Source organism: Streptococcus ferus DSM 20646 (assembly GCF_000372425.1).
GTDB classification, from domain to species: domain Bacteria; phylum Bacillota; class Bacilli; order Lactobacillales; family Streptococcaceae; genus Streptococcus; species Streptococcus ferus.
Map to the genome: position 1 here is coordinate 22,701 of NZ_AQVD01000002.1, position 26,896 is coordinate 49,596.

A 26,896-nucleotide genomic window follows, 5' to 3' on the forward strand; every position below is an offset into this window, starting at 1 on the left:
CTTAAATAATCGGTGTAATCCCCAAAGCGATGGCCCCTTCACCCAAATGGGTCGCAATAATGCCATTAAAAGGCACTACTCTGACATTGTTGTGGTAGCCAGCCTCTGTCAGCATGTCTTTCAAGGCTTCCGCCTTAGAAGGCACATTGGCATGGATAATATCCACCGCATAGTTGCCTTCTGCCGTCACCTCATCCAAGATAGATAGAAGACGCTTGATTGCCTTTTTCTCTGTGCGTATCTTTTCATACACTTCAATCCGACCATCCTTAAAATATAGGATGGGTTTGATACTCAATAAATTCCCGAGAAGGGCAGCTCCATTAGACAGACGTCCGCCTTTAACCAGATGGTTCAAATCATCAACCAAGATAAAGGCATTTGTTCCGGCAATCTGCTGGTCCAATCTGACCAAAATATCCTCAAAGGCCAATTCTTCCTCTTCCCACTTAAAAATATTTTCAACCATCATTCCCAAAGGACTGCTGGTTATTTTTGAATCAGGAAAAGCAATTGTTAAGCCAGAATGCTCCTCTATCAAGTATTGAATGTTTTGATAAAACCCTGAAATACCGCTTGACAGAAAAAGACCAATCACATGAGTGTAGCCGTCATTTTCAAGATGCGTCAAGGTTTCGTCCAAAACTGCCAGACTGGGCTGGCTGGTCTTGGGAAGGTCCTTGGCCTGAGCCATTTTGCTGTAAAAAGACTCAAGTGTTAAGTTCTTACCTTCGATAAAACCTTGTCCATCAATCGAAATTTCAATATCAAGCACATAAAGGCCTTCGTGCCAATACCCTTGCGGAAGAAAGGCACTGGTGTCCGTGATAACCGCTAATTTCATTTACCTAAAACTCCAAATTAACACCAACGCGATCCAGCGCAATTTCAGTAACTTCGTATGTCAGACGATGCAGCATATCGAGCAAAGGCGCTGCTAACCCCTCAACTTCTTCTTGTGAGAACTCACACGGTTCATTGATAATTCTATCCTTAATCGTCACCATTTGCGAAATCACTCCGCTGATAACAAATTCTTCACGGACAATCATGAACTGGAGAACAGCAACCATCGTCGTTGCTTTTTGTTCCTCATCTTTATTGACTAGCTGAAAGGTCACTTCCACATTGGTCTCAGGTGTTCCGTTTTCTTTTTCCCATTCAAGATTCCGAGCATCATAATGGTATTGATTGACAAACTCTTGTTGACGTATAACTTCCATGGTTTTCTCCTTGTTTACATTACTTCCCATTATAACACAGTTAAGGGCAAAATTAAAGAAATCCTAGATTAGAATTTCTTTTTGGGATGCTTATCGATAATATCGGGATGCCGCTCCAGCAGCTCTTTCCCCTTGTCTGTCAGTAAGTAACCTCGGACGCTGAAAAGGTCCTCCAGCTCTGCCTGACTAAAGTTCGCTAGAAGCACTTGGTCAAGCTCCTGTCTTTTCAGTTTAGAGAGACCCTTGATGGCCTTCGTACCTAAAAATAGTTTAACTTGCCCTGCCGATAAATGGCGGAGCGACTCCATAGCTGATTCTACTCTGACATAGCCTTCTTTGATCAGCAGCTGCAGCTCTTTCTCCGCATCAATACCATAGCTCGTCGCAAAGTATTTATGATGTGGCGAATCCGTCCGATAGGTTCCAAACTTGATACGCCACAGCAGGATAATATGCCCCGGCAAAAACCCTTCTGCCGTTCTCACCATATTTCGCTTGGGAATCGGTTTAAGTATCAGTTCTTCCTTGTATTGTTCCGAAATAAATGGCATTTCTGCATGATCTTGATAGACGTCACTTAGTGTTTTCATGTTTTTATTATACCAAAAAGCCTCTTCTTCCGAAAAGGCTTATGCTCAGTGTTTATCGCCAAAATGAGCGTAACCAATTACCTAAGGTCGATTGTTCGGTCTCAATCCGGATATTTGGTCTCTGAGAACGCCGAGCAGTGCTTGATTGCTCCGGCCGCTTATTTTGCCGCTCTAAGGCTCTTTCAATGGCTTCGTTCATGAGATAAGGGTTCCTTGAGGATGTCTGCTGCTGCCTTGTTCTTGATAATAATGTACGGTTTGCCATGATAACGCCTCCTCTCTATATCCTATCAGGATAGTGGCAGTCTAACCAAGAAACCTTAATCTTAGCTTTTAGATTCCTTAAAAAATACTAAAAGAGCCCTCAGGCTCTTTTTTGTATGTAATCAATTAAACTACTCGTCAAATCATACCTCAGGAAAGGCGTAATAAGGTAAATCCCATTAAAATGCTCTAAGGCCTTATCAATCAATGCCTTACTCTCTTCCAGAGCCAGCTTCTGACAAGCTTCCTTGTCCTCTTTGACGGCTTCCAATCTGGCTAGGAATTCTTCTGACAAATCAATTCCCGGAACCTCATTGTGCAGAAAGACAGCATTGTTGTAAGAGGTGATTGGCATAATTCCAATGAAGAAAGGTTCTTCATAAGGCTTGGTCAGCTGACTGAGTTCGTCAATTTGATTTTGATTGAAAATAGGCTGGGTGATGAAATAATCCGCTCCCGCAGCTATCTTCTTTTCGATGAGGCGACCGGTTCGGCTGAGATTTTTCACATTAGGATTAAAGGCTGCTGCAACCGTGAAATTCGTCGCCTGCTTGATACTGGCACCACTGTACCCCTTCCCCTGATTTAGCTGTTTAATCATAGACAGAAGTTTAAAGCTGGTCGCATCATAGACACTGGTCGCACCTGGGAAGTCCCCGATTTTAGACGGGTCTCCTGTAATCGCCAGCAAGTGGTCAAAGCCATGAATGTGCATCCCTAAAAGTCGCGATTGAAGACCAATCATATTGTGATCGCGGCAGGCCAGATGGAGCAGAAAGGGTGTGTCAATCTCCTCCTTGAGAAGACTAGCAATGCTGACATTACAGATACGGGTCCTGGCCAGCGAATTATCGGCCAGCGTGATGGCTGCAATGCCTTTCTTATCCAGTGCCTTGACCCCTGCCACAAATCGGTCGATATCTAAAGTCTTAGGTGGATCAATTTCAGCGATAATAGTGACCTCTTTTTTGACCTTATCCACCAAGGTTTCACTTTTTTGAACCTGCTTAATCAGTTCTTCCTCCGTCATTAGAGGGGTGATGATTTTGCGGTCAATCGGTTTTAATCCTTTAATCCCGCGTTTAATAGCTTTAATGTGGTCTGGTGTGGTTCCGCAACAGCCACCAATTAGACGCACACCTTCTTCGACAAAAAGTTTAGCGCAGTGCTCAAAATAGTCAGCATTTTGGCTAAAAGCAAATTGATTCGTCTCACCATTATCCGAAAACGACAGCAGACTGGCATTCGGATAGACAGACAAATAGGACTGGGCAAACAACGGCACCTGCTTCAAAGACTGAATCATGTGGTAAGGCCCCAGATGGCAGTTGAGACCAACCACATCAGCCCCCAGCATGACCAGCTGACTAAAGGCCTCGACGAGAGGACGTCCATTTTCTGTAATACCTGCCTCATAAAGAGAAATATTGGCGATAATTGGCAGATCAGTGATTGGACGAATAGCCTTGAGAACAGCTGACAGCTCTTCAATATCGTAGTAGGTCTCAAACAGTAAACCATCAATCCTTGCCGTCTCAAGGAGATAGTTTACCTGTTCGACCGTTTCAGAAACAATCTCTTCTAAGGACAAATCACATTGCCTAAGGCCTCGAGAAGCACCAATAGTTCCCAGGACAAAAACATCTTTGCCTGCTGCTTGACGTGCCAAGGCTACCGCTTCCTGGTTGATGGCTTTGATTTGCCCATCATAGCCAAACCCTTTCAACTGGTGCCGCTTAGCGGCATACGTATTGGTCTGAATAATGTCAGCTCCGGCCTCAATATAGGCTTTGTGAATGGCTAAGATCTGCTGAGGCTGACTCAGGTTGTAGTATTCATGGCAAGATTCCAGTCCATTGGCATACAGGAGAGTGCCCATGGCACCGTCCGCCACTAGAATGTCTGTTTTCAGTTTATCTAGCAATTTGGACATGGCTTGCACCTCTTAATTCCCTAATTTTTCCCGCACTTCCTTGGTCGCCGCTACTAAAATCTCCAGAGCTGCAACCGTTTCTTTTTCCTGACGGGTCTTCAGACCGCAGTCAGGATTAACCCAAAATTGTTCCTTGGACAGCTGACGCAAAGGCCGTTCAATATTGGCAACCACTTCTTCTTTGGTCGGCACCCGCGGTGAGTGGATATCATAGACACCCAGACCAATTCCCAAAGGATAAACAGCTGTCTCAAAAGATTCGATAATATCTCCATGGCTTCGACTGGTTTCAATCGAGATAACATCCGCATCCAATTCCCGAATCGAGTCGATAATCTCATCAAACTTAGAATAGCACATGTGTGTATGAATCTGTGTCTCATCTTTAACCGACGAGGTGGCAATCCTAAAGGCATGTACCGCATCATCCAGATAAGCCTTTTGTTTCGCCTTACGAAGCGGCAATCCTTCACGCAGAGCGGCTTCATCTACCTGAATAATGGCAATATCGGCATCCTCTAAAAGTTTAATTTCATCTTTGATGGCTAAGCCGATTTGATTGAACAGCTGAGCACGAGGAATATCAGTCCTCTCAAAAGACCAGTTCGTAATGGTAATTGGACCAGTCAGCATCCCCTTGACAGGACGGTCTGTCAGACTTTGAGCGTAGACCGTTTCCTCAACAGTCAGAGGCTGGATATGCTGCACATCTCCATAGATAATGGGTGGCTTAACCGCTCTTGATCCATAAGACTGCACCCAGCCCAATTTGGTAGTGGTAAAACCAGCTAATTTTTGTCCAAAAAACTCTACCATATCGACCCGTTCAAACTCTCCATGAACGAGAACATCAAGATCTAAATCCTCCTGAATGCGAATCCAGCGTTCAATTTCGGCTTTGATAAAGTCAGTATAAGCCTGATCGCCGATGTTGCCGCGTTTCCAGGACAGACGTGTCCTTCTGATTTCCTGCGACTGAGGAAAGGAACCAATCGTTGTCGTTGGCAAAAGAGGCAGCTTCAGCTTATCCTGTTGGACTTGGTGACGCTCCGCAAAATCACTGGAGCGTCTCGTCGCAACTTCGTCAATATTTTCTAAGGCAACATTTCTAAAATCAGCCTGCTGCAAGGCATCGTACTGAGCAATATGTTCTTGATAGACAGGGTTGTCTATACCGTCCAGTTCATCAGCCAAAAGTTTAATCTCTAGCAACTTTTCATCCGCAAAGGCAAGCCCTTTTTGCAGAACGGGATCTAAATCTGTTTCATTGTTGGTCGTTACCGGCACATGGAGCAGTGAACAAGAAGGTTGAATGACCAAAGACCCGACCTTATCTTGAAGACTAGTCAAGAGCTGACTGGTACTAACAAAGTCATTGGCCCAAACATTACGCCCATCAACAACCCCTGCAAAGACTTCTTTGTCTTTGAAAAGACCACTTTCGACAGCTGCTAAATTGTCTTCCAGACCATGAACAAAATCCAAACCAAAAGCGGCCACAGGCAGGTCTGACAGTACTTCTGCATTGATCAAAGCTTCAAAATAAGTTTGGAAGATAAGGTTTGCCTGTGGAACTTCCTTGGCAAAATAAGCATAAACAGCCTTGGCTGCCTCCAGATAATCAGCTCCTTCATCGGTCGCAAAGATAGGTTCATCTACCTGGATATAGCTTGCACCTGCTTCTACTAACTCCGTAAAAATTTGTCGATAAAGCGGCAGTAAGCTCTTAACAGCCGCTGTAAAGTCCTCTACGCCTGTCGACAAAGCCACATAGGTAATCGGACCCGTAATGACAGGCTTTGCCTTATCTCCGACAACTTCTCTTGCCTCCACATAAAGATCCAAAAGACGCTGGTTGGTCAGCTGGGGCTTTTGTTTCGACCACTCCGGTAAAATGTAGTGATAGTTGGTATTGAACCACTTTTTCATCGAGGAAGCCACATTTTCCTTATTGCCACGAGCAATGGCAAAGTAGAGATCAATGTCATTTTCATCCTTAGCAAATCGCTTTGGAATAATGTTGAATTGAACGGACAAATCCAAAATCTGATCGTAGAGGGAAAAATCACCAACTGGAATCAGATCAAGACCGGCATCTGCCTGTTTCTTAAGAAAGGCCAGTCGCAATTGCTTAGCCTCTGCAAATAAATCTTCTTGGCTAATCTTCCGAGCCCAATAAGACTCAATCAATTTTTTCCATTCACGATTTTCTCCCAGGCGCGGATACCCCAAACTTGAAACTTTAGTCATTTCTTCCTCCCTTAGTCATAAGTTTTCCCAATGCCGAAAGAGCATCATAACCTATAAACTATAACTCTATTTTTTTACTTGACTTAAATAATACTAGATAAATACTGTAATGACAATAGATTTTGCCTTTTTATCTTTTTATGCCAAGGTATAGTTATCAACTATATATTTAGGGGTTGTTATAGCTAACAACTATATCTTAATCAAAAAAGCCGGGCCAAAGCCCGACTGTTGCGAATAGTATACTATTTAGCCTTACGAAGGTAGCCAAAGAGGAAACCTGACACAACCGCTCCAATAGCAACATAGAGAAGATAAAGGAGAGCATTGCTTGTCAGTGCGATAACGAAGATACCTCCGTGAGGTGCCATGAGTTTAATACCTGAAAGACCAACCAAAGCTCCTGTCAAGGCTGACCCTACAATGAAGCTTGGAATAGCACGCGCTGGATCTGCCGCACCAAATGGAATCGCTCCTTCTGTGATAAATGACAGTCCCATGATAATGTTGGTTAAACCAGCATCACGTTCTTCTTTAGTGAACTTATCTTTGAAGAGCAGAGTTGCTACAAAAACGGCGAGAGGAGGAACCATACCACCTGCCATAACTGCCGCCATGACGACGGAACCACCGCTTGTGACGGTTGCAGCTAAGGTCCCTGTACCAAAGACATAGGCTGCTTTGTTAACTGGACCTCCCATATCAACAGCCATCATACCACCAACAAGGAGACCTAGAAGAATAGCAGACCCGCCAGACAGACCATTCAGGAAGTTGTTCAGAGCTGTGTTGATGGCTGACATCGGAATGTTAACCGCCAGCATCAAAAGTCCTGTAATGATCACACCAAAGAGTGGCAAGATGAGGATAGATTTAGCCCCCTCAAGCGAGCGAGGAACTTTAACATATTTTTTAAGAGCTAATACAACGAAACCAGCTAAGAAGCCACCCACAAGCGCACCTAAGAAACCAGATGGAACACCTGCCAGCGCTAGGCTTGCCTTACCACCTGCCGCATAAGCTACCTTACCGTAGGCCAAGCCACTTGACGCAATAGCTCCTGCCACAAACCCTGATACCAGACCAGGTTTTTCAGCGATAGAATAGGCAACATAACCTGCAAAGACTGGAATCATGAAACCAAAGGCCGCCTGACCAATCTTCATAAAGATAGACGCAATCTCATTGTAAGAACCAAGATTAGACAACTGATCTTTTGGTACACCGATTATATTATCAAGCAAGAAGGCCAAGGCAATCATGATACCGCCACCAATAACAAATGGCAGCATTTGAGACACACCGCTCATTAAGTGCTTGTAGAAAGCACCTCCTAGGCTTGTTTTTTCGTCCGCTTCGTCTCTTGCTTCTCCAGCCTTAGCCTGATAGTTATCAGCCTTGCCATCCAAGATAATAGTGATGAGTTCTTCTGATTTTTTGATACCATCTGCTACTGGACGTGAGATCAAGGATTTGCCATCAAAACGAGCCATATCAACAGCCTTATCTGCAGCAATAATAACCCCTTTGGCTTTGGAGATGTCATCAGCGGTCAACTTATTGCCGACACCAGATGCCCCATTGGTTTCCACTTTAATACCTACTCCCATTTCAGCAGCTTGCTTTTTAAGGGCTTCTTCTGCCATGTAGGTGTGGGCAATCCCTGTTGTACAAGCTGTCACGGCAACAATAAAGTCTTGACCTGCTGCTGGAGCGGCAAGATCTTCAGTTGCTTTCTTTTCTTCCTCGGACGCATTAAAGAGATCAATAACCTGATCAGGACTTGTTACTTGGCGCAATTTATCCGCAAAACCATCTTTCAGCAGGTATTGAGATAACTCAGCTAAAGCTGCCAAATGCGTATCATTGGCACCGTCTGGAGCAGCTATCATAAAGAAGAGATCCGTCGGCTGGCCATCTAAGCTGGCATAATCAACGCCGTGATTTGATTTGGCAAACAGAACGGTCGCTTCCTTAACCGCAGCATTTTTACTATGTGGCATCGCAATACCATCACCAAGTCCTGTTGATGTTTGCGCCTCACGATTCATAATGCCTTCTTTGAAAGTATCAAAGTCAGTCACATCTCCATGCGCTACTAAACTGCCGATCATTTCATCAATAGCAGCTTCCTTAGTCCTTGCCTGAAGGTCAAGCAACATAACATCCTTTTTCAGTAAATCCTGAATTTTCATAATTTTTCTACCTCTACTTTATGATAAGTTTCTTTTATAAAATCAAGCTCTGCTAAGTCATCTGAGAAAGCTGTTGCGGTACCGCAAGCCACTCCCCATTTTAGAGCTTCGATAGGATCAGCCGTTTTGACAAACTCTCCCGTAAACCCTGCTACCATAGAATCACCAGCACCAACAGAATTCTTGACGGTTCCCTTAATCGGTTTCGCAAAATAGGCTGCATCCGGTGTTACCAGAAGGGCTCCGTCGCCTGCCATTGAAATGATGACATTCTGCGCTCCCATAGTCAAAATTTGACGGGCGTACCGTTCAACATCTGCCACACCAGCCAACTCTACTCCGAAAATAGCTTCCAGTTCATGATTATTAGGCTTAACCAAGAGGGGCTGATAAATAAGCGCATCTAGCAAGGTCTGACCTTCAAAATCGCAGACCACCTGAGCCCCAGCTTCCTTAACCAGAGAAATCAGACGTTTATAGACGGTATTCCCTAAACTTGATGGGGCACTACCTGCAAAAACAACCGTATCATCAGCTGACAGTTGGCCTAGCAAACCTTCTAACTCAGCTAGTTGTTGGTTTGAAATCTGGGGACCCGGACCGTTAATTTCGGTTTCCTGATCTGCCTTAATTTTGACATTGATTCGGGTATCTTGGTCAACATGGATAAAGTCTGCTTTAATACCTGCCTCAATCAAACCATCTTCAAGAAAGTTTCCTGTAAAGCCGCCGATAAAACCGGTCGCTGTGTTGTCATAGCCCAACGTTTTTAAAACGCGGCTGACGTTAATCCCTTTACCACCCACAAACTTATCATCACTGTCCATCCGATTGACACTGCCAATAGTGACTTTATCGATACGGACGATGTAGTCGATTGAGGGGTTCAAGGTTACTGTATAAATCATACTTCAATCACCTTTGTTTTCTTCTTTATTTGTTCTACTAAAGGGCTATTTGAACGGTTGGTAATCAGGCCGCCCTTTTCCAACCGATCCACTTTGACAAACGAAGTTTGGTCAAGTTTCGAGGCATCTGCTAGAACAAATACTTGATCAGCATTGTCCATAATGGCCTTTTTGACGGCCGCCTCCTCGATATCCGGTGTTGTGAAATAACTCTCATCAACTCCGTTCATTCCAATAAAAGCCTTATCAAAATTAAGCTGATGAATCTGCTCAATCGCAAAGCGCCCGATACTGGCATCTGTCACATTCTTGACAAAGCCACCGATAACTAGCGTCTTAACATCGTTTTCTACCAACTTGCTGGCATGATGAATGGAATTGGTCACTACTGTCAGCTCCTTTTGCTGCAAATACTGCAACAAGAGTTCTGTCGTTGTTCCCGCATCAATAAAAATGACATCTGCCTCTTCAATCAGGCTGCCTGCTTTCTGGGCGATAGCTGCTTTTTCCTGAACGTTTTTGATAGATTTTTGGAGATTGCTGAGTTCCTCCTGTAAAGAGTGGGCTCTTTCCGCACCTCCGTGAACGCGCTTCAATTTTTTTTCGTTTTCTAATTCGTCTAAATCTCTACGAACGGTTGATTCAGATGTACCGAGCATATCGACTAAGGCATCCAAGGTCACAAAGTTATCCTGAGACAGCCGATCCACAATAATCTGCTTACGTTCAGATTTTAAGATAAGGAACACCTCCTATCTGCCTGTAATCGTTTACAAAGTCTATTATACCTCCCGAACCTTTCATTGTCAAGCATAATCTTCCATTTTCTGTCATTTTTGTCGCTTGGCAGACCCAAAATAAAAAAGAAAGTTAAACACTTTCTTTGGGGCTAGTCCTGAATCAGCGAGGTCGAGTGAACAACACGATTATCACGATCCGGGTAGATATACTTGATGGCCTGATTAACGGCAATGGGGGCTTCACCAAATCCAGTAGCAATCAGAGCTACTTTTCCTTCATAATCAGCAGCATCTCCAATCGCATAAATCCCTTCCTGACTGGTTTCAAAAAGTGAAGACACGAGAATACTGGAACGTTTGCTGTCAAGCTGCCAAGTTTTGAGATTTTTATTGGAGGTCGAAAATCCATAGCTGACAATCAAGGCATCTAAGTCCAAGGTCGTCACTTGGTCTGTCTTAACTTTTTGGACCACGAGCGCTTCTGCCTTATCCCCCTGTCCCTTCAATTCAATCGGCAGGTAAGGCGTCATTAACGTCACTTTGGAATCTTTAAGAAGCTCAACACTATGTTCATGAGCTCTGAAGGCATCACGGCGATGGACCAAGGTCACGCTGTCTGCAAGATCGTCTAGTGCCAAAGCCCAGTCAACTGCGGAGTCACCACCACCGCAAATCACGACTTTTTGACCGGCAAATTGCTCTAACTGATGGACATTGTAAAATAAATTCTGATCTGCAAAAACTTCTTCATTTTCCAGCCCTAAGGTCCGCGGGGCAAAAGCGCCGTTGCCGCAGGCAATAATAATGGCTTTTGAAAAATGCTGTCGTTTGTCTGTTCCAATCGTAAAAATGCCGTCGACTTTATCAAAGGTTTTAACTTCTTCTTTCAGGCAGATGGCTGTTCTGTCAGCAAAACGATCCAGCTGCTTGAGGAGACTCTCAACCAGAGACTGGCCAGAAACAGCCGGGAAGGCTGGAATATCATAAATCATTTTTTCTGGGTAAAGAACTGCCGGCTGACCACCAAGTTCTGATAAACTTTCAATAATTTTAACCCGAACACCTCGCAAACCTGCATAAAAAGCGGCAAAAAGACCGACTGGCCCTCCGCCAACAATAGTGATATCGTAAAGATCATTTTCATTTATCATGAGTGACATGTCATTCTCCTTCAAACCAAAGTAAATCCATTATAGCATACTTAGAACTGCAAAAACAAAAAGAGCGATCTTCACTCGCCCTTTATTTTGCTTAATATGGCTTCTTCTTCTTCTGATAATGAGTAAGTCTCCAGTAAATCCGGACGTCGTTCATAGGTTTTCCGTAAAGCTTGCTCTAAGCGCCATTTACGGATATTTTCATGGTGGCCGGACATGAGGACGTCTGGTACAGTCATGCCTCGAAAATCGTAGGGACGGGTATACTGGGGGTATTCCAGCAAGCCAGACGAAAAAGAGTCCTCTTGGTGACTAGCTTCTTTGCCAATCACCTCTGGAATCAGACGAACCGTCGCATCAATGATAGTCATGGCTGCCAATTCTCCTCCCGTCAAAACAAAGTCTCCTAAAGAAATCTCATCTGTCACCAAGGTCTTGATACGTTCATCATAACCCTCATAGTGGCCACAAATAAAAATGAGCTCGTTTTCCTGAGCCAATTCCTCCGCATAGCTTTGATCAAAAGTCCGACCGGCTGGATCAAGGAGAATCACACGAGGCTTGTTGACATCAATTGTTTCAATTGTATCAAAAATCGGCTGAGCTCTCAGCAGCATTCCCTGCCCCCCGCCATAAGGTTCATCATCCACATGACGGGCTTTTTCCGCATAATCTCGAAAATTATGATAATGGATATCCAAGAGCCCCTTTTCCTTGGCCTTCCCAAGAATAGAGTGCTCCAGAGGCGCAAACATTTCTGGAAAAAGACTTAAAATATCAATCTTCATCATCCAATCCTTCTAATAGTTCCACATCAACACGATGATTTGGAATATCAACATTTAAAACGACAGGCGGAATATAAGGCAAAAGCAAATCACGCTTTCCTTTTCGTTTAACGACCCAAACATCATTGGCCCCTGGCTGAAGAATTTCTTTAACCTGACCAATCAAGTCCTCGCCTTCATAGACATCAAGGCCAATAATTTCATGGTAGTAAAACTCTCCATCTGCCAGTTCGGTTAAATCCTCTTCTGCGATTTTCAGGGTGAATTCCTTGTATTTCTCAACCTCATTGATATGATAAAGGCCCTTGAATTTCACAATATCAAAATTCTTATGCTTGCGATGACTGGCAATTTCAAGACTGGTCACAAACTGGTCTTTCTTATCAAAAAGCGCCAGACGGCTGCCTTTTTTAAAGCGTTCTTCCGCAAAATCAGTGACTGACAGCACACGAACTTCCCCCTGAAGCCCTTGTGTATTGACAATTTTTCCAACGTTAAAGTAATTCATGTTGACTCCCCAATCTTAATCTCTTTCATTCTATCATCTCAGTCAATCTTTCTCAAGCAAGAAAAAAGCAACAGCTGGGCTGCTACTTTTCATCAATAACAAGTCTTACTTTTTTACCTTGCGTCGGAACGGAATAGACGATTGATCTTATGGCAGTAATGGTGCGGCCCTTTTTACCGATAATGCGACCAATGTCAGTCGGATCCAAGTCAAGATGATACTCAAGAAAATCTGGAGTATCTTCGATTTTTATGGTGAAATTTTCCGGTTGTGAAATCAAGGGTTTCACAATTGCTACAATAAGGTTTTCAATCGTATCCATAGGCTTTTATTTTGAATATTTAGACTCGTGGAATTTTGTCATCACTCCAGCTTTTGAAAGAATGTTACGAACAGTATCTGAAGGCTGAGCTCCTTTAGACAACCAGTCAAGTACACGGTCTTCTTTAAGCGTTACTTGATTTTCAGCGACAAGCGGGTTGTAAGTACCAACAGTTTCGATGAAACGTCCGTCACGTGGTGCACGTGAATCAGCAACATTGATACGGTAGAAAGGTTTTTTCTTAGAACCCATACGAGTTAAACGGATTTTTACTGCCATTTTAAATAATCTCTTTTCTGTTTTTTGTTTGGTCCATAGCAGTGCTATGAACTTACTTTTACTATTATAGCAGATAAACAGATGGTGTCAAGTTTTTTTCTTGACACCACCCTCTTTTTTATCTTACTCCGCAGAAATTCCGCTAATCACTAGCGTTACTCATACCTTAACGCTTCAATCGGATCCAGTTTACTTGCCTTATTGGCTGGTAAAATACCAAAAACAACACCGACAAAAGCTGAGAAAATAAGGCTGATTACAACAACCTGCAGCGAAATAGCAGGAATGATATTTTGGGATTTTAAGACGGATGTCAGTCCCTTAACACCCAGATAGGCAAGTCCCAAGCCAATTAATCCTCCTAGAAGGGTCAATACAATAGACTCAATCAAGAATTGATTCAAAATCTTGCCTCTGGTTGCTCCCAGAGCTTTACGCAAACCAATTTCACGCGTCCGCTCGGTAACAGATACCAGCATAATATTCATCACTCCAATACCACCTACAAAGAGAGAAATCCCTGCAATAACCCCAAAAGCAATGGTGTACATAGAAGCTATCATATTAGCCTGTTCAATGATACTATCCATATTGAAATTTTCATAAAGACCATCTCTGGCACCTGATATTTTGGTCAGTTTTTCCCCGGTCTCTTTCCCGATTCGGTTGGCCTGGCTGACATCATCAATATGAAAGAAAATCTGATCATTTTCCTTAACGCCAAACTCACTGGCAACCTGAGTATTGGTCATAATGGCATTGCCTCCCGAAGTCATACCATAAAGGGACGAACCTGCATCAGGATCCTTATAAACACCCACAACCAGATAGCTCTTATTTGCTAGAGTAACGACTTTATTAAGCGCTTCGGTGTCTCCGCCAAATAATTTTTGAGCTAAGGCAGAATCAAGCATAATGATTCGGCCAAATTTGATATAGTCATTAGACACAAAAGAACGGCCAGCTATGATTTTAAATTTCTTAATAGAAAGATAGGTTTTGTTAATTCCTGTTATATTAACATTTTTAGCTGTTTTTTTCCCGTAGGCCACCGTAGCACTCGTGCTGTTGGTGATGTAATAACCTGAAACCCCTTTTGTATCCTTGGCTATTTTCTCGACCCAGGCCTCCTGAATATCAGGGGCTTTAGCCGTACTTGATTCACCAGCCGTACTTGATTCACCGGTTGGGTAATAGTTCGGGTCTTCCTCCGCCTTTTTTTCCTCTTTCGTCTTGTAGTAGACATTGAGGTTTTTTTGCGATTTATTTACCTGATCATCAATACCATTCTTTAAGCCCTGACCTAAAGCCATAATCAAGACAACAGAAGCCACACCAATAATAATCCCCAGCATGGTCAGAAAAGACCGCATCTTATGACTCAAGATTGAAGAGAGGGCAAATTTCCAATTTTCCATTATTTGTTCCCTCCTTCTATCCTTGGTCCGGCGTCAAACTGTCCTGCGTAATTTCACCATCACGAATCACAATTTGACGTTTGGCATAGGCTGCAATTTCCGGCTCATGGGTTACCATAATAATGGTTCGACCTTCCCGATTCAGCTCTGTCAGCAGCTCCATAATCTGGTTTCCCGTCTTGGTATCCAGAGCTCCAGTTGGCTCATCCGCTAAAACGATACTCGGATCATTGACCAAAGCCCGAGCAATAGCAACCCGCTGCTTTTGTCCACCGGATAATTCTGACGGTAAATGTTTCATCCGTTCAGTCAGTTCGACCTTTTCCAGGTAGTTCTTAGCCATTTTTTTGCGTTTTGAGGCGGGAACTCCTGCATAGATGAGAGGCAGTTCCACATTTTGCAAAGCATCCAGCTTGGAGAGCAGGAAAAACTGCTGAAAGACAAAACCAATCTCCATATTCCGGACATGGGCTAATTTGGCGTCGCTGAGACTTTCAACCGCCTGACCCGACAAATCATAAGAACCTGCCGTTGGCCGATCTAAAAGGCCGATGATATTCATCAGAGTTGATTTACCTGATCCCGAAGGACCCATAATCGCCAAAAACTCACCCTCATGAACAGACAAATCAATCCCTTTCAAGACCTCAAGTTCTTGATCCCCATTTCGGTATGATTTTGTAATCCCCTTAAGGTGTATCAGTTCTTTTTTACTATCATCTACTGTCATCAGAGATCACCCCTCTTCTGAAGAGGTCTTTTCCTCTTGGGGTTTATCAATCTTCTTGCCTTCTTTCAGGTTATTATCAGGATTGGTGATAATCTCTTGATCCTTTTCAAGACCTGTTAAAATTTCTTGAAGTTTCGCATCAGCATCACCTGCGGTGACTTCTTTGCGCAGGACACGTGAATTAGATTTATCGTAGAGCCAAACATAGTTCTTATCTCCCTTAGAAACAAGGGCTGATACTGGAACAACTAGGCTCTGCTGGTCATTGACCACTTCTACTGAAACGGTAAAGCCTTGTTTTAAATCTCCCAAATCACTGGTCAATTCAGCCTTGTACTCATAGCTTGGCGAACTGGTGCTACTGGAAGCAGTTGCATCAGCAGTTGCTGCCGTAGCCGATTGACTTGGATAATTTGAGATATACGTAATCTTACCATCCCATTCTTTATCAGGATAAACTTTGGATTTGATTTTGACAGCCTGATCCACCTTGATATTCGCTAGATCATATTCGGTCAAGGTTCCTTCAACTTCTAGTTTACCTTCGCTGGTAATATGAACCATGGCTTGATTTGATTTACCAGTTGGATCAATATTGTTGTTGACCTCAACAACTGTACCATTAACCTCACTCAAGGCAGAGGTGCTATTCAAAGCAATCTGTGCCTTATCAACCTCTCCTTGGGCATCAGCCTGCGCATCGTAAAGCGCCTGCAATTGCTCTTGATAAGTCCCTTGAGTTGTAATACCGCTAGTGGTAGTCTGACCTGTACTTTCATCAACTGATGTTTCCGGAGCAGAAGCTACACCAGTTGTCTTTAGGCTGGTAATTTGTCTTCCGATTTTATTGTAGTTTCGGACAGCTTGATCATAAGCCGCCTGAGCTGCAGTGGTGTCGTATTGAACCACTTGCTGTCCCATAGACACTTGATCACCAACATTAACCGTCACCGTAGGGTTACTTCCTTTGGTCGCATCGAAATAAACATACTGTTCAGATTGCGCCTTAATAGCCCCTGAGAGCAGGGTTGATGAGGCTACCTTGCCTTCTGTCACCTTGCTGATCGTATAGGTTTGGCTGCTAGCCTTGGTGCCTTGCAGAGATTGGGATTTCCACCATAGTAGACCTAGCAGGACAACCGCTGCAGCTCCTCCAAGGGCAAACCATTTCTTTTTCCCTTGTATCCTTTTGCTTTTCCTAGTCATGTGTCTCCTCCTTTGTTGCTTTCCTTTATCTTAACATAAAGCCTTTTACAAAAACTTACGCTTTTGTAAGATTCCTAAGATTTCATAACTTGTATTAATCTTATAGTTCAATTATACAACGTAATCAAACCCTTGTCAAACCATTATCAGATTTAGCAAAAAAGATGACAAATGTCATCTTTTCAATTTAGATAGGCTTCGTCAGGAAAGCCCGACTTTCCAGAACACGTATCATGGCATCCGCTGTATCAATGGCTGTAAAGAGAGGAACTCCCTGCTCGATAGCTGAGCTGCGAATGGCTTGCCCATCCTCATCAGCTGTTCGTTTCGTTCCGACAGTATTGATGATGGCCTGCACAGCCCCTTTGCGGACAAGAGCCGGGATATCATTCTCGTCATTTTCGCCTAATTTATTGACCAACTTTACAGCTAATCCATTTTGGGCAAAATAGTTGGCTGTTCCTTCAGTTGCGGCAATACTGTAACCGATATTATCAAAACGCTTCGCGAGTGCCAAAGCCTCTTCTTTGGTGTCGTCTGCGATTGTGAAAATGACATTTCCAAAAGTAGGCAAGTGGAAATAGGAAGCCTCAAAGGCCTTGTAAAGGGCTTTTTCCAGTGTGGCATCAGACCCCATCACTTCACCCGTAGATTTCATTTCAGGTCCCAGCAAGCTATCTACCTTAGCCAACTTGGTAAAGGAGAAGACGGGTGCTTTTACATGAACTTGCTGACTTTCAGGGTAAAGTCCATCCTTATAACCCAGATCTGTCAGAGATTTCCCCAAAATCAGCTGCGTCGCTACCTGGGCCATTGGGATATCGGTTACCTTGGATAAAAATGGAACGGTTCGACTGGCACGCGGATTGACCTCAATGACATAAACGGTTTCATCTTTAATAACAAATTGAATATTCATCATACCGATACAGTTAAGCCCAATCGCCAACCGCTTTGTATAGTCGGCAATCGTTTCTTGGACTTTCTGAGACAGATTTTGCGGTGGGTATACTGCCATGGAATCTCCTGAATGGACACCTGCTCGTTCGATATGTTCCATAATCCCTGGAATCAAGACATCTTTGCCATCTGAGATAGCATCTACCTCACACTCTTTTCCTACGATATAAGAATCAACCAAGACGGGATGATCCGGACTGGCCTTAACAGCAGTCCTCATATAAGCACGTAAATCTTCCTCGTTTTCAACAATTTCCATGGCACGGCCGCCAAGGACATAAGACGGTCTGACAAGAACTGGAAAACCAATCTTTCTGGCTGCCGCAACAGCTTCTTCTTCATTCGTCGCTGTGTGACCAGGAGGCTGCGGAATCCCAAGATCCTGGAGGGCCTGCTCAAAGAGATCGCGATCCTCCGCCCTGTCTAAATCAGCCACCTGTGTTCCCAATATCTTAACACCTGCCTGAGATAAAGGTTCCGCCAAGTTGATGGCCGTCTGACCGCCAAATTGAACAATCACACCTTTGGGTTGTTCGAGTTCGATGACATTCATCACGTCCTCAAACGTCAGCGGCTCAAAGTAGAGCTTGTCAGAAACAGAGAAGTCTGTTGAGACGGTCTCTGGGTTGGAGTTCATGATAATGGCTTCGTAGCCAGCTGCCTGGATGGCCTTGACAGAGTGGACAGTTGCATAGTCAAATTCCACGCCCTGACCGATACGAATGGGGCCTGAACCCAAGACGATAACGGATTCCTTGTCGGACTTGATGGATTCATTTTCCCATTCGTAGGTAGAATAGAAATAAGGGGTGGCAGATTCAAACTCGGCTGCACAGGTATCTACCATCTTGTAGACTGGGATAATCTTGTTATCGACACGACGTTTCCGAACGGCCTTGGCATCCATACTCCAGAGTTCCGCAATTTTGCGGTCTGCAAAGCCATAACGTTTGGCTTCTCTTAGCAGGTTCACATCCCCCACCTGAGCCGCCAGTTCTTGTTCTATTTCATAGATGTGCAGCAATTTGTCAAGGAAGAAAATATCTATTTTCGTCAATTCCGCAATTTCTTCGATAGTATAGCCACGGCGAATAGCTTCAGAGACATAAAAGAGACGGTCATCTTGAGCCTTGACAATTTTGGCCACTAAATCATCATCACTGACTTGCCCAAGTTCTGGTATTTCATTATGAAAGACACCGATTTCCAGAGAGCGACAGGCTTTTAAGAGGCTTTCTTCGATATTTCTGCCAATGGCCATGACTTCTCCCGTCGCCTTCATCTGTGTCCCTAGGCGGCGTTCTCCTTTTTCAAACTTATCGAATGGAAAACGAGGAATCTTCGCTACCACATAGTCAAGCGCCGGTTCAAACATGGCATAAGTGGTTCCGGTAACAGGATTAATCATCTCATCCAGTGTCAGACCGACTGCAATTTTAGCAGCCAATTTAGCGATCGGGTAGCCTGTCGCTTTAGAGGCTAAGGCTGATGAGCGAGACACCCGAGGGTTTACTTCTATAACATAGTATTTAAAACTATGCGGATCAAGCGCCAACTGGACATTACATCCCCCTTCAATTTTGAGGGCACGAATAATTTTTAGGCTGGCATCACGCAGCATTTGGTTTTCAATATCTGATAAGGTCTGGGTTGGTGCAAAGACAATAGAGTCTCCCGTATGAATACCCACGGGATCAAAGTTTTCCATGTTACAGACTACCAAAGCATTGTCGGCTGCATCACGCATCACTTCATACTCAATCTCTTTAAAACCAGCAATAGAACGCTCAATCAAGCACTGGGTTACTGGAGACAGTTTGAGGCCATTCTCAGCGATTTCTCGCAACTCTTCTTCATTGGCACACATACCGCCGCCTGTTCCTCCTAGGGTAAAGGCTGGTCTAACAATGACAGGATAGCCAATTTCAGCCGCAAAGGCAGCCGCTTCTTCTACTGTATTCACAATATCAGATTCGGGGATAGGCTGGTCTAGATCTTCCATCAGCTGTTTGAACAAGTCACGATCTTCGGCCTGATCAATGGCCGACAATTTGGTTCCTAAGAGTTCTACTCCCAGTTCCTCCAAAATACCCGCCTTGGACAATTCCATAGCCATGTTAAGCCCTGTCTGACCGCCCAAAGTTGGCAAAAGTGCATCTGGACGTTCTTTACGAAGGATTCGGGTCACAAACTCTAGGGTAATCGGCTCAATATAAACCTTGTCAGCAATTTCTTTATCCGTCATAATCGTTGCTGGATTAGAATTGACAAGAACAACACGATAGCCCTCTTCTTTCAGAGCTAAGCAGGCTTGTGTTCCCGCATAATCAAATTCCGCAGCCTGACCGATGATAATAGGACCAGATCCGATAACCATAATTTTCTTAATATCTGTACGTTTTGGCATCTTGTTACCTTTCTTCTATAATCTATTACACCTGTTAGTAAACCTTGTATACTGACCAAATTTAATGTTGACCATATCGTTTAGATATCATCCCAATCACCATTATTCTTAGTCAAACTAGTCTGAATTGCTGTTCCAAATTCTCCCTTAATATCACTATCAAGTTGGTTTCTGATAGATTCTATACCTCCTTTGGCATCTTCAGCAATATCATCAACAGTCTCATCAAAATCTTTCCTTATCGTTTTTCCCTTGGCTAATTTCAATGGTGCGTAAACCGTATTTACTAGTTCTCTCTCAAGTGCTTTTTCAACTCTGGCGTACGCATCCCAATCGCTCAGACCTTCTTTTAATCCATCGTAGGCATCTGTTATAGTGTTCCAGGTATTTGATAGTAGATTTCCCACGCTTCCCTCCATCATTATTCTTGTTCTAATTGTTTCAATTTGTGATAAATGTTTTCTATCCTTTCTTCTTGGAGGATAGACTGCTTTTTATAATTCTGATTAAGTTCGTCTGCTTTATCTTCTAGCTGAGCCAATTGAAGCCTATATACTTGGTCATTTGTTTCGAGATAGGTTTGAAAAACGTTGTTGGCAATGCTAAAGTAGTCACCTGCCTCTTGATTAGTTACGGCACGTAAGTGACTCTGTACACCGTCAATTTTGCTTTCCAGCCGCTCTCTAATTCCTCTGCTAAAGTGGTCAAGGCGAAAGCCTTCCTCCTCTAGCTCCCGTTTGGCGTATCGATAGGCTTCCTCCAAATCTTCTGCTTTTTGCTGCTCTTGTCTTAAGTTATCTAGTATTAAATCTCTCTTATCCATACCCTTTCCCTCACGATAAACCAAAGAGCTGAGCCAGCTCTGCATCTTGCTCAACCTTAGCCGCAATGCCACGCTCAATCTGACCTTGAAGCGTCGTGAAAGTGGTCGCAAGTTCGGAGACCTTCTTCCTCTTCTCAGAGCAATGCTCATCAATAGCCGTCACAATACTGTTATAATCAACACCTGCTTCGGCATAGGCTGCGCGCATTTCATCCGGAGTCAGGATAAAGTACCATGGCACATCATCGAGTTCCTGATATAGTTGCTCCGCTTCCTCATGGCTCTCTTTTTCCTTGGCTGTGACCAGTTCCAGAGCGGCTTCTGCCACTTGGCTAATCCCCGCTGAAACAATACTGGCTTGGACAGAATCTAGGTAAATCATCTCCCTGCCCGAAAGACTGCCGTCTGCCATAAAGGCCGATTTCTTGGCCGAAAGGTCAGCCATAGAAGCCTTGACTGCTTGGAGTGTTGTTGTCGGAGCAGCTACTGCAGTGAGAAGACTGCTAATTTGAGAAACTTGATTGGCATCATTAACGATAGCATCCAGACCGTGACCGCCGGAAGCGCTCAAGATATATTCTTGACCGAGATAAACGCCCTTTCCTTTATCCGCATAGCGATTAAGAGGGTCTTTTTCAGTAGTGATGCGGGTAACCTGCCCTGTAAAGGCCTTAAGATCCGACTGAATCGCTATAAGATTAACCATGCTATAAGGGGTACCGCCTATACCAGCCCCGACAGGAATATAAAGCGGCGCTGAATTGTAGACTGTGGTACGTTGGACATTATACCTCAGTGCCACCCGCTGGGCAATGTTCCCTCCCAAAGAGTGACCTGTCAGGTTAACTTTATCCGCCCCATACTTCTCAGCAATCTGCTCGTAAAAGGCAAAGGCCGGACCATAGTGCGTTCCTTGACCGAAGCCGATATCTGCGATATCCGTATAAATGTCCCTGCCATACTCCAGTTTGCCTCTAAGGCCTTCCCCGTTGGGATTAGTCCCTGTGTAGGCAATAATAATCTCACCCGTCTTTGTATCTTGAAAAGCCGTCCCACTGGTTCCCGTCCCACTGTCATAAAAGTCATCCACATAGCTGAGATTTTGCGGGATGGCTGTTTCTTCTCTGACTCGTTTTAAAAGATTCCTTGTATTATCAATATTCGGATAGTTCATGCGAACTCTTTCTACTTGATAGGATAAATTTGATGCATCAAGGCTTGGAATTAAGCTTCCCGTTTCTGTAACTATACTCAATATACTTCTCCTATTTTGGTGTACCTGCTATTGTTTCTCTAAAATAATAGTTTTCATTAGCCTTATCTTCAAAAATAACCGAATAATAATAACCACGATTACTGTTGCTTCCACCAAGTCTAAATTTAAGTTCCTTATTTTTAGGTTCATTAAGATAATTGTTAATCATTTTATCCACAATATCATAATCAATACCAAACGCTCCATTTTGAAAGTTATAGTGTTTGTCCGTCATATCTAAACGATTTAAGAATGACTTCTTGACAGCTAACTGTTGAAATAAAAAAACTTCATAAGGCCAAAATATTTTGGCCTTAGCCTCATCTGAAAAAACAAACTTTTTATCCTTATATTCAACATAAATGGTTGTGATTTTTTCTCCTGTTCCTTGATTAATTTGAGTTAAAGTCCCTTTTATAGACCGAGTATCACTATCACCAGATAATTCTATCTCATAGTCATAGTCTCCATCTGTATGTGTCTGTTCAATCCTAAACCCATCCGGAAATTCCTTAAACAAATCCTCCACATTTTGGGTCGGATAGACACGACTGAGCTCCGTTCCAAATTTATTTTCCAGCCATTCTCGGCTATTGCGCTTATCACAACCTGATAATAGTGTCATGATGATACCTCCTATTACAATTACAAATCCTAGTTTAAGTCTTTTTGTCACAGGAATGCTCCCTTTCTTATTAGTTACGTTCAATCAAGCAGAGGTGCTTAACTGAAAGCAGCTAATAAACTGAATATACGTCTGTCCTATCCACCTGAAAAACTATCCCACTGTCATAAAAGTCATCCACATAGCTGAGATTTTTAGGGAGGGTAGTTCCTCCTTCTTTTACTTTTCTTAAGAAACCTGAAGTTCTGTCAATGTTTGAACAATTTAATCCTAACTCGTTCTACCTGATAAGCCAAGTTCGAAGCATCTAGGGTTGGGATTAAGCTTCCCGTAGTTGAAACCGTACTCAAAACATGTTCTCCTTATCTAATCAGAAATAATTTCTGAGAATTCTGTAGCCTCATCATATTCTATTGAAAGTACATAATAATAATTATCTTTTTTATAGTTGCTTCCGGCAAGTCTTAGTGTAAAAAATTTATTTTTTTTCTTGTCTAAATAGTGATTAATATTCTCATTTTGACTATGATAACTAATGCTAAAAGCTCCATTTTGAAAGTTATAATTTTTATCAGTCATTTCTAAATTGTTTAAGTGAGATTTATCAACTGTCAAGTGCTGAAATAAAAATCCATTAAACGGCCAAATCTCCTTTGCTTTTTCCTCGTCGGAAAAAACAAGTTCTCCATTTTGGTATTCTACAACAACACTAGCAGTCTCTTTCTCATCCTTTGTAGAAAGATCAATCTGATTTAGAGTACCCAAAATTGAGTGTGTCTCACCATCACCTACTAAGACCATTTGTGTTAATAATCCGTGAGGCCCGCCAGTTCTGTAACTCTGGTCAATTTTAAACCCATCTGGAAATTCCTTAAATAAGTCTTCCACATTTTGGGTCGGATAGACACGACTGAGTTCCGTTCCAAACTTATTCTCCAGCCATTCGCGGTTATTGCGCTTATCACAACCTGATAATAATGTCATGATGATACCTCCTATTACAATTACAAATCCTAGTTTAAGTCCTTTTGTCACAGGAATGCTTCCTTTCTTATTAGTTACGTTCAATCAAGCAGAGGTGCTTAACTGAAAGCAGCTAATAAACTGAACATACGTCTGTCCTCTATCACCTGAAAAACTGTCCCACTGTCATAAAAGTCATCCACATAGCTGAGGTTCTGAGGGATGGCTGTTTCTTCTCTGACTCGTTTTAAAAGATTCCTTGTATTATCAATATTCGGATAGTTCATGCGAACTCTTTCTACTTGATAGGATAAATTTAATGCATCAAGGCTTGGAATTAAGCTTCCCGTAGTTGAAACCGTACTCATTTCACTCTCCTTTCACTCTTAATTGTTCGTATCAAAAATCCTTTCGCTAAAATTAAATTGATTGATACTTTTCCCTTCTCTAACAGATATAGAATAATAATAACCTCTATTACTGTTGCTACCTCCAAATGCAAGGATATGGCTTTTGCCATTATCAAGTTGGAGATAGTGACTAATTATAGAGTTATCTAATACATATTGAAGTCCAAAATCGCCATTTTGAAAGCTATACTGTTTGTCTTTTAACTTCTGACTAGATAAAAATGATTTATCAATAGAGAGATGTTGAAAAAGAAAACCATTATAAGGCCAAAGCGTTTTTGCCTTATCCTCATCTGAAAAAACAAATGACCCATTCTGATAGTCAACCTGAATGACGACCTCATCAACACCTGTTTTTCGTAAGGTTTGTTTCAAGACCCCACTAATTTGTCGTGTTTCACCATCTCCGCTTAATTCCATTTTTATACGATACTTCCCATCCGTATGAGTCTGTTCAATTCCAAACCCATCCGGAAATTCCTTAAATAAATCCTCCACATTTTGGGTCGGATAGACACGACTGAGCTCCGTTCCAAACTTATTTTCCAGCCATGATCGACTGGAACGACCATTAGTCAGTACGTTATTGAGCATTTCCAGTGCTATAAAGGGAACTATGAGTAGTAAGGCAAATACAGTCACTATTATTAAATTTTTGAGATTTCTTTTTTGTTTCATAGCATTTATTTCTATAAAATGTAATTCTATTATCAAGCAACAGACGTACGCTTCAGTATTCCTATCAGCCTTTTAAAAAATCATCATAGAGGCAGCTCACTCTATGATGATTTTCTGCGCTTGATGAAATACTAAAGTCAAAACCATCACTGATGAATAGGGCACCAATACGAATTATTGATGCCTCTCTTTCATCTCGGCAAATCAACTAAATCTAGCGAGAAGCCTTAAAAGCATCAATCATTTCTAAAAACTCATCAAAGAGGTAGGAGGCATCATGAGGCCCAGGTGCAGCATCGGGGTGGTACTGAACTGAAAAGGCTGGGTAGTAACGGTGCCGAATCCCCTCCACCGACTTATCGTTAATTTCTTCATGGGTGATAATCAGCTCATCAGGTAAATCCTCACGAGACACGGCATAACCATGATTCTGACTGGTGAAGTCAACCCGCCCGGTTGCAATTTCACGGACCGCATGGTTAAAACCACGGTGACCGAATTTCATTTTGTAGGTGCTGGCTCCATTGGCCATGCTGAGGAGCTGGTGACCAAGACAAATCCCAAAAATCGGAATCTTCCCTTGAATACCCCGGATCATGTCCAGCGCCATAGGGACATCCTGTGGGTTACCAGGACCATTGGAAAGCATGACGCCGTCAGGGTTGAGATTGAGAATCTCTTGGGCAGTTACATCATAGGGCATCACCGTCAGATTGCAATTGCGCTTTGAAAATTCTCGTAAAATCGAATGTTTGAGACCAAAGTCAACCACCACTATATTTTTCCCTACGCCGGGAGCCGGATAAGCGGTTTTGGTAGACACCTGTTCGACGTTGTTCGTCGGCAAAACAGTCGCCCGCAGCTGATCCTGAAGATGGCTAATCTCATCCCCTGCTGTCGCCAATGTCGCCTTCATCGTACCATGCTGGCGAATAATTTTTGTCAGGGCACGGGTATCAATTCCCGAAATCCCTGGAATATTCTTTGAGGCCAGAAATTCATCTAACGTCATTTGGTTACGCCAGTTATTCGCTCGGCGGGCATTTTCCGAAACAACAACCCCTTTACAGGTCGGCAGAATACTTTCGTAATCATCACGATTGATTCCGTAATTACCAACTAAAGGATAGGTAAAGGTTAATATCTGCCCATTGTAGGATTGGTCTGTAATGGATTCTTGGTAGCCTGTCATCCCTGTATTGAAGACAATCTCACCCGTCACATCAATATCTGCACCGAATGCCTGACCTTCAAATATCGTTCCGTCTTCTAAAATTAAAAGTCTTTTTGTCATTTTTATAACCTTTCGTAGGACCTCTCAGGTGTCCCTTAACGTTCTATGCTTTTCCATTTAGGATGGCTTCTAAGATGGCCATTCTCACAAAAACACCGTTTTGCATCTGTCTGGCAATACGTGATTTCGGAGCCTCAACCAAACTGTCTGCAATTTCCACATCGCGATTCACCGGGGCAGGGTGCATGATGATTGCAGACTCTTTCAGCTTTTTATAACGCTCTTGCGTCAGACCGAATGCCTCGTGGTAAGCTGTTTTTGCAAATGATTCTTTGCCATCATGGCGTTCATGCTGAACCCGCAGCAACATCATCACATCAGCCGTCTCAATGACCGCATCCAACTCCATATACTTACCATAAACATCAAACTCCGAGGAATACCATTCCTTGGGACCTGCAAAATAAAGCTCCGCCCCCAAACGCTTGAGAATTTGCATATTGGACTTGGCGACCCGCGAATGGGTCAGGTCCCCCGCGATAACCACCTTGAGATTTTCAAAATGACCAAATTCTTCGTAAATGGTCATCAAATCAAGAAGGCACTGGCTGGGATGCTGCCCTGAACCATCACCGCCATTAACAATCGCAGTCTGAATCGTCCGACTGTCAACCAAATCCTGATAATAGTCTTCATCTGAATGACGGATAACACAAATATCGACACCGAGGGCACTCATTGTCAGAACAGTATCATAAAGGGTTTCCCCCTTATTAACCGAACTTGTTTTGGCATCAAAGTCAATCACGTCAAGGCCCAGTTTCTTTTCAGCTACTTCAAAGGATTTGTGCGTCCGTGTGGACGATTCAAAGAAAAGATTGGCCGCAAAATACTGCCGCTTTAAACTGAAATCCGCCTGCTTATTCTTAAAGGCAAGCCCTCGGTTGATCAAACCCAGCACTTCCTCATTGGACAAGGTTTCCATTGTTACTAAATGCTTTAAAGAGACACCGTTATCTGTAATCGCCAT

At 43.1% G+C, this 26,896-nt stretch carries 27 protein-coding genes; all 27 read right to left on the minus strand.

The window, feature by feature from the left end; all coding sequences use genetic code 11:
- Nucleotide 1 precedes the first annotated feature (1 nt).
- A complete protein-coding gene (locus A3GY_RS0103040; RefSeq protein WP_018029933.1) occupies nt 2-844 on the minus strand; it encodes a DegV family protein in 843 nt (280 codons plus the stop codon).
- Between the two features lie 4 nt (nt 845-848).
- Entirely contained in the window at nt 849-1,223 is a 375-nt protein-coding gene (locus A3GY_RS0103045) for a DUF1149 family protein (protein ID WP_018029934.1), read from the minus strand.
- Nucleotides 1,224-1,291: 68 nt separating this feature from the next.
- Complete coding sequence (locus A3GY_RS0103050) at nt 1,292-1,813, minus strand: hypothetical protein (protein WP_018029935.1); 522 nt, start codon at nt 1,811-1,813, stop codon at nt 1,292-1,294.
- A gap of 52 nt (nt 1,814-1,865) precedes the next feature.
- The gene (locus A3GY_RS10230; RefSeq protein ID WP_145980032.1) at nt 1,866-2,078 is read right to left on the minus strand and encodes a hypothetical protein; all 213 of its coding nucleotides are present in this window, start codon (nt 2,076-2,078) and stop codon (nt 1,866-1,868) included.
- A gap of 99 nt (nt 2,079-2,177) precedes the next feature.
- Entirely contained in the window at nt 2,178-4,010 is a 1,833-nt protein-coding gene (locus A3GY_RS0103055; protein WP_018029936.1) for a bifunctional homocysteine S-methyltransferase/methylenetetrahydrofolate reductase, read from the minus strand.
- Nucleotides 4,011-4,022: 12 nt separating this feature from the next.
- Nucleotides 4,023-6,260 carry a 5-methyltetrahydropteroyltriglutamate--homocysteine S-methyltransferase gene (metE, locus tag A3GY_RS0103060; protein WP_018029937.1) on the minus strand — a complete coding sequence of 746 codons (2,238 nt, stop codon included), beginning with the start codon at nt 6,258-6,260 and terminating at the stop codon, nt 4,023-4,025.
- Nucleotides 6,261-6,505: 245 nt separating this feature from the next.
- Nucleotides 6,506-8,455: a PTS fructose transporter subunit IIABC gene (locus tag A3GY_RS0103065; protein WP_018029938.1), complete on the minus strand. Its 1,950-nt coding sequence runs from the start codon at nt 8,453-8,455 to the stop codon at nt 6,506-6,508.
- Entirely contained in the window at nt 8,452-9,363 is a 912-nt protein-coding gene (gene pfkB / locus A3GY_RS0103070; RefSeq protein WP_018029939.1) for a 1-phosphofructokinase, read from the minus strand. The genes A3GY_RS0103065 and pfkB overlap by 4 nt, the downstream gene beginning before the upstream one ends.
- Nucleotides 9,360-10,103, minus strand: coding sequence for a DeoR/GlpR family DNA-binding transcription regulator (locus A3GY_RS0103075; protein ID WP_282705052.1), 744 nt, complete (start codon nt 10,101-10,103; stop codon nt 9,360-9,362). Before A3GY_RS0103075 ends, pfkB begins: the two co-directional genes overlap by 4 nt.
- 149 nt (nt 10,104-10,252) lie before the next feature.
- On the minus strand, nt 10,253-11,263 hold the full coding sequence (locus A3GY_RS0103080) for an NAD(P)/FAD-dependent oxidoreductase (RefSeq protein WP_018029941.1): 1,011 nt from the start codon (nt 11,261-11,263) through the stop codon (nt 10,253-10,255).
- 71 nt (nt 11,264-11,334) lie between these two features.
- The gene (trmD, locus tag A3GY_RS0103085; protein ID WP_026161899.1) at nt 11,335-12,048 is read right to left on the minus strand and encodes a tRNA (guanosine(37)-N1)-methyltransferase TrmD; all 714 of its coding nucleotides are present in this window, start codon (nt 12,046-12,048) and stop codon (nt 11,335-11,337) included.
- Nucleotides 12,038-12,556, minus strand: a complete 519-nt coding sequence (gene rimM, locus A3GY_RS0103090; protein ID WP_018029943.1) for a ribosome maturation factor RimM — start codon at nt 12,554-12,556, stop codon at nt 12,038-12,040. Before rimM ends, trmD begins: the two co-directional genes overlap by 11 nt.
- Before the next feature lie 82 nt (nt 12,557-12,638).
- Nucleotides 12,639-12,878 (minus strand): KH domain-containing protein, encoded by a 240-nt coding sequence (locus A3GY_RS0103095; protein WP_018029944.1) that lies wholly within the window; start codon nt 12,876-12,878, stop codon nt 12,639-12,641.
- 6 nt (nt 12,879-12,884) lie between these two features.
- On the minus strand, nt 12,885-13,157 hold the full coding sequence (rpsP, locus tag A3GY_RS0103100; RefSeq protein WP_018029945.1) for a 30S ribosomal protein S16: 273 nt from the start codon (nt 13,155-13,157) through the stop codon (nt 12,885-12,887).
- Between the two features lie 155 nt (nt 13,158-13,312).
- The gene (locus A3GY_RS0103105) at nt 13,313-14,575 is read right to left on the minus strand and encodes an ABC transporter permease (protein ID WP_018029946.1); all 1,263 of its coding nucleotides are present in this window, start codon (nt 14,573-14,575) and stop codon (nt 13,313-13,315) included.
- A gap of 16 nt (nt 14,576-14,591) precedes the next feature.
- The gene (locus A3GY_RS0103110) at nt 14,592-15,305 is read right to left on the minus strand and encodes an ABC transporter ATP-binding protein (protein ID WP_018029947.1); all 714 of its coding nucleotides are present in this window, start codon (nt 15,303-15,305) and stop codon (nt 14,592-14,594) included.
- Between the two features lie 6 nt (nt 15,306-15,311).
- Nucleotides 15,312-16,511 carry an efflux RND transporter periplasmic adaptor subunit gene (locus A3GY_RS0103115; RefSeq protein WP_018029948.1) on the minus strand — a complete coding sequence of 400 codons (1,200 nt, stop codon included), beginning with the start codon at nt 16,509-16,511 and terminating at the stop codon, nt 15,312-15,314.
- Between the two features lie 187 nt (nt 16,512-16,698).
- Entirely contained in the window at nt 16,699-19,878 is a 3,180-nt protein-coding gene (gene carB, locus A3GY_RS0103120) for a carbamoyl-phosphate synthase large subunit (RefSeq protein WP_018029949.1), read from the minus strand.
- Between the two features lie 80 nt (nt 19,879-19,958).
- Nucleotides 19,959-20,285 carry a hypothetical protein gene (locus tag A3GY_RS0103125; RefSeq protein ID WP_018029950.1) on the minus strand — a complete coding sequence of 109 codons (327 nt, stop codon included), beginning with the start codon at nt 20,283-20,285 and terminating at the stop codon, nt 19,959-19,961.
- A 14-nt stretch (nt 20,286-20,299) separates the two neighbouring features.
- Nucleotides 20,300-20,701, minus strand: a complete 402-nt coding sequence (locus tag A3GY_RS0103130; RefSeq protein ID WP_018029951.1) for a hypothetical protein — start codon at nt 20,699-20,701, stop codon at nt 20,300-20,302.
- 10 nt (nt 20,702-20,711) lie between these two features.
- Nucleotides 20,712-21,956 carry a Tle-like phospholipase domain-containing protein gene (locus tag A3GY_RS0103135; RefSeq protein WP_018029952.1) on the minus strand — a complete coding sequence of 415 codons (1,245 nt, stop codon included), beginning with the start codon at nt 21,954-21,956 and terminating at the stop codon, nt 20,712-20,714.
- Nucleotides 21,957-21,966: 10 nt separating this feature from the next.
- Nucleotides 21,967-22,581 carry a hypothetical protein gene (locus A3GY_RS0103140; RefSeq protein WP_018029953.1) on the minus strand — a complete coding sequence of 205 codons (615 nt, stop codon included), beginning with the start codon at nt 22,579-22,581 and terminating at the stop codon, nt 21,967-21,969.
- Nucleotides 22,582-22,947: 366 nt separating this feature from the next.
- A complete protein-coding gene (locus A3GY_RS0103145; protein WP_018029954.1) occupies nt 22,948-23,565 on the minus strand; it encodes a hypothetical protein in 618 nt (205 codons plus the stop codon).
- A gap of 98 nt (nt 23,566-23,663) precedes the next feature.
- A complete protein-coding gene (locus A3GY_RS0103150) occupies nt 23,664-23,912 on the minus strand; it encodes a hypothetical protein (protein ID WP_018029955.1) in 249 nt (82 codons plus the stop codon).
- Nucleotides 23,913-23,930: 18 nt separating this feature from the next.
- Nucleotides 23,931-24,632, minus strand: coding sequence for a hypothetical protein (locus A3GY_RS0103155; RefSeq protein ID WP_018029956.1), 702 nt, complete (start codon nt 24,630-24,632; stop codon nt 23,931-23,933).
- A 214-nt stretch (nt 24,633-24,846) separates the two neighbouring features.
- Nucleotides 24,847-25,926, minus strand: a complete 1,080-nt coding sequence (locus tag A3GY_RS0103160) for a carbamoyl phosphate synthase small subunit (protein WP_018029957.1) — start codon at nt 25,924-25,926, stop codon at nt 24,847-24,849.
- Nucleotides 25,927-25,969: 43 nt separating this feature from the next.
- Nucleotides 25,970-26,896, minus strand: a complete 927-nt coding sequence (locus A3GY_RS0103165) for an aspartate carbamoyltransferase catalytic subunit (protein WP_018029958.1) — start codon at nt 26,894-26,896, stop codon at nt 25,970-25,972.

What these genes read in the sequence shown, in the direction of transcription:
- A3GY_RS0103160 (WP_018029957.1), bottom strand. Translation starts at nt 25,926, where the DNA reads ATGACAAAAAGACTTTTAATTTTAGAAGACGGAACGATATTTGAAGGT.
- A3GY_RS0103050 (WP_018029935.1), bottom strand. Translation starts at nt 1,813, where the DNA reads ATGAAAACACTAAGTGACGTCTATCAAGATCATGCAGAAATGCCATTT.
- A3GY_RS0103150 (WP_018029955.1), bottom strand. Translation starts at nt 23,912, where the DNA reads ATGAGTACGGTTTCAACTACGGGAAGCTTAATTCCAAGCCTTGATGCA.
- A3GY_RS0103065 (WP_018029938.1), bottom strand. Translation starts at nt 8,455, where the DNA reads ATGAAAATTCAGGATTTACTGAAAAAGGATGTTATGTTGCTTGACCTT.
- rpsP (WP_018029945.1), bottom strand. Translation starts at nt 13,157, where the DNA reads ATGGCAGTAAAAATCCGTTTAACTCGTATGGGTTCTAAGAAAAAACCT.
- metE (WP_018029937.1), bottom strand. Translation starts at nt 6,260, where the DNA reads ATGACTAAAGTTTCAAGTTTGGGGTATCCGCGCCTGGGAGAAAATCGT.
- A3GY_RS0103140 (WP_018029953.1), bottom strand. Translation starts at nt 22,581, where the DNA reads ATGACACTATTATCAGGTTGTGATAAGCGCAATAGCCGAGAATGGCTG.
- pfkB (WP_018029939.1), bottom strand. Translation starts at nt 9,363, where the DNA reads ATGATTTATACAGTAACCTTGAACCCCTCAATCGACTACATCGTCCGT.
- A3GY_RS0103110 (WP_018029947.1), bottom strand. Translation starts at nt 15,305, where the DNA reads ATGACAGTAGATGATAGTAAAAAAGAACTGATACACCTTAAGGGGATT.
- trmD (WP_026161899.1), bottom strand. Translation starts at nt 12,048, where the DNA reads ATGAAGATTGATATTTTAAGTCTTTTTCCAGAAATGTTTGCGCCTCTG.
- A3GY_RS0103105 (WP_018029946.1), bottom strand. Translation starts at nt 14,575, where the DNA reads ATGGAAAATTGGAAATTTGCCCTCTCTTCAATCTTGAGTCATAAGATG.
- rimM (WP_018029943.1), bottom strand. Translation starts at nt 12,556, where the DNA reads ATGAATTACTTTAACGTTGGAAAAATTGTCAATACACAAGGGCTTCAG.
- A3GY_RS0103095 (WP_018029944.1), bottom strand. Translation starts at nt 12,878, where the DNA reads ATGGATACGATTGAAAACCTTATTGTAGCAATTGTGAAACCCTTGATT.
- A3GY_RS0103055 (WP_018029936.1), bottom strand. Translation starts at nt 4,010, where the DNA reads ATGTCCAAATTGCTAGATAAACTGAAAACAGACATTCTAGTGGCGGAC.
- A3GY_RS0103115 (WP_018029948.1), bottom strand. Translation starts at nt 16,511, where the DNA reads ATGACTAGGAAAAGCAAAAGGATACAAGGGAAAAAGAAATGGTTTGCC.
- A3GY_RS0103165 (WP_018029958.1), bottom strand. Translation starts at nt 26,896, where the DNA reads ATGGCGATTACAGATAACGGTGTCTCTTTAAAGCATTTAGTAACAATG.
- A3GY_RS0103145 (WP_018029954.1), bottom strand. Translation starts at nt 23,565, where the DNA reads ATGACATTATTATCAGGTTGTGATAAGCGCAATAACCGCGAATGGCTG.
- A3GY_RS0103080 (WP_018029941.1), bottom strand. Translation starts at nt 11,263, where the DNA reads ATGTCACTCATGATAAATGAAAATGATCTTTACGATATCACTATTGTT.
- carB (WP_018029949.1), bottom strand. Translation starts at nt 19,878, where the DNA reads ATGCCAAAACGTACAGATATTAAGAAAATTATGGTTATCGGATCTGGT.
- A3GY_RS0103040 (WP_018029933.1), bottom strand. Translation starts at nt 844, where the DNA reads ATGAAATTAGCGGTTATCACGGACACCAGTGCCTTTCTTCCGCAAGGG.
- A3GY_RS0103130 (WP_018029951.1), bottom strand. Translation starts at nt 20,701, where the DNA reads ATGGATAAGAGAGATTTAATACTAGATAACTTAAGACAAGAGCAGCAA.
- A3GY_RS10230 (WP_145980032.1), bottom strand. Translation starts at nt 2,078, where the DNA reads ATGGCAAACCGTACATTATTATCAAGAACAAGGCAGCAGCAGACATCC.
- A3GY_RS0103045 (WP_018029934.1), bottom strand. Translation starts at nt 1,223, where the DNA reads ATGGAAGTTATACGTCAACAAGAGTTTGTCAATCAATACCATTATGAT.
- A3GY_RS0103155 (WP_018029956.1), bottom strand. Translation starts at nt 24,632, where the DNA reads ATGAAACAAAAAAGAAATCTCAAAAATTTAATAATAGTGACTGTATTT.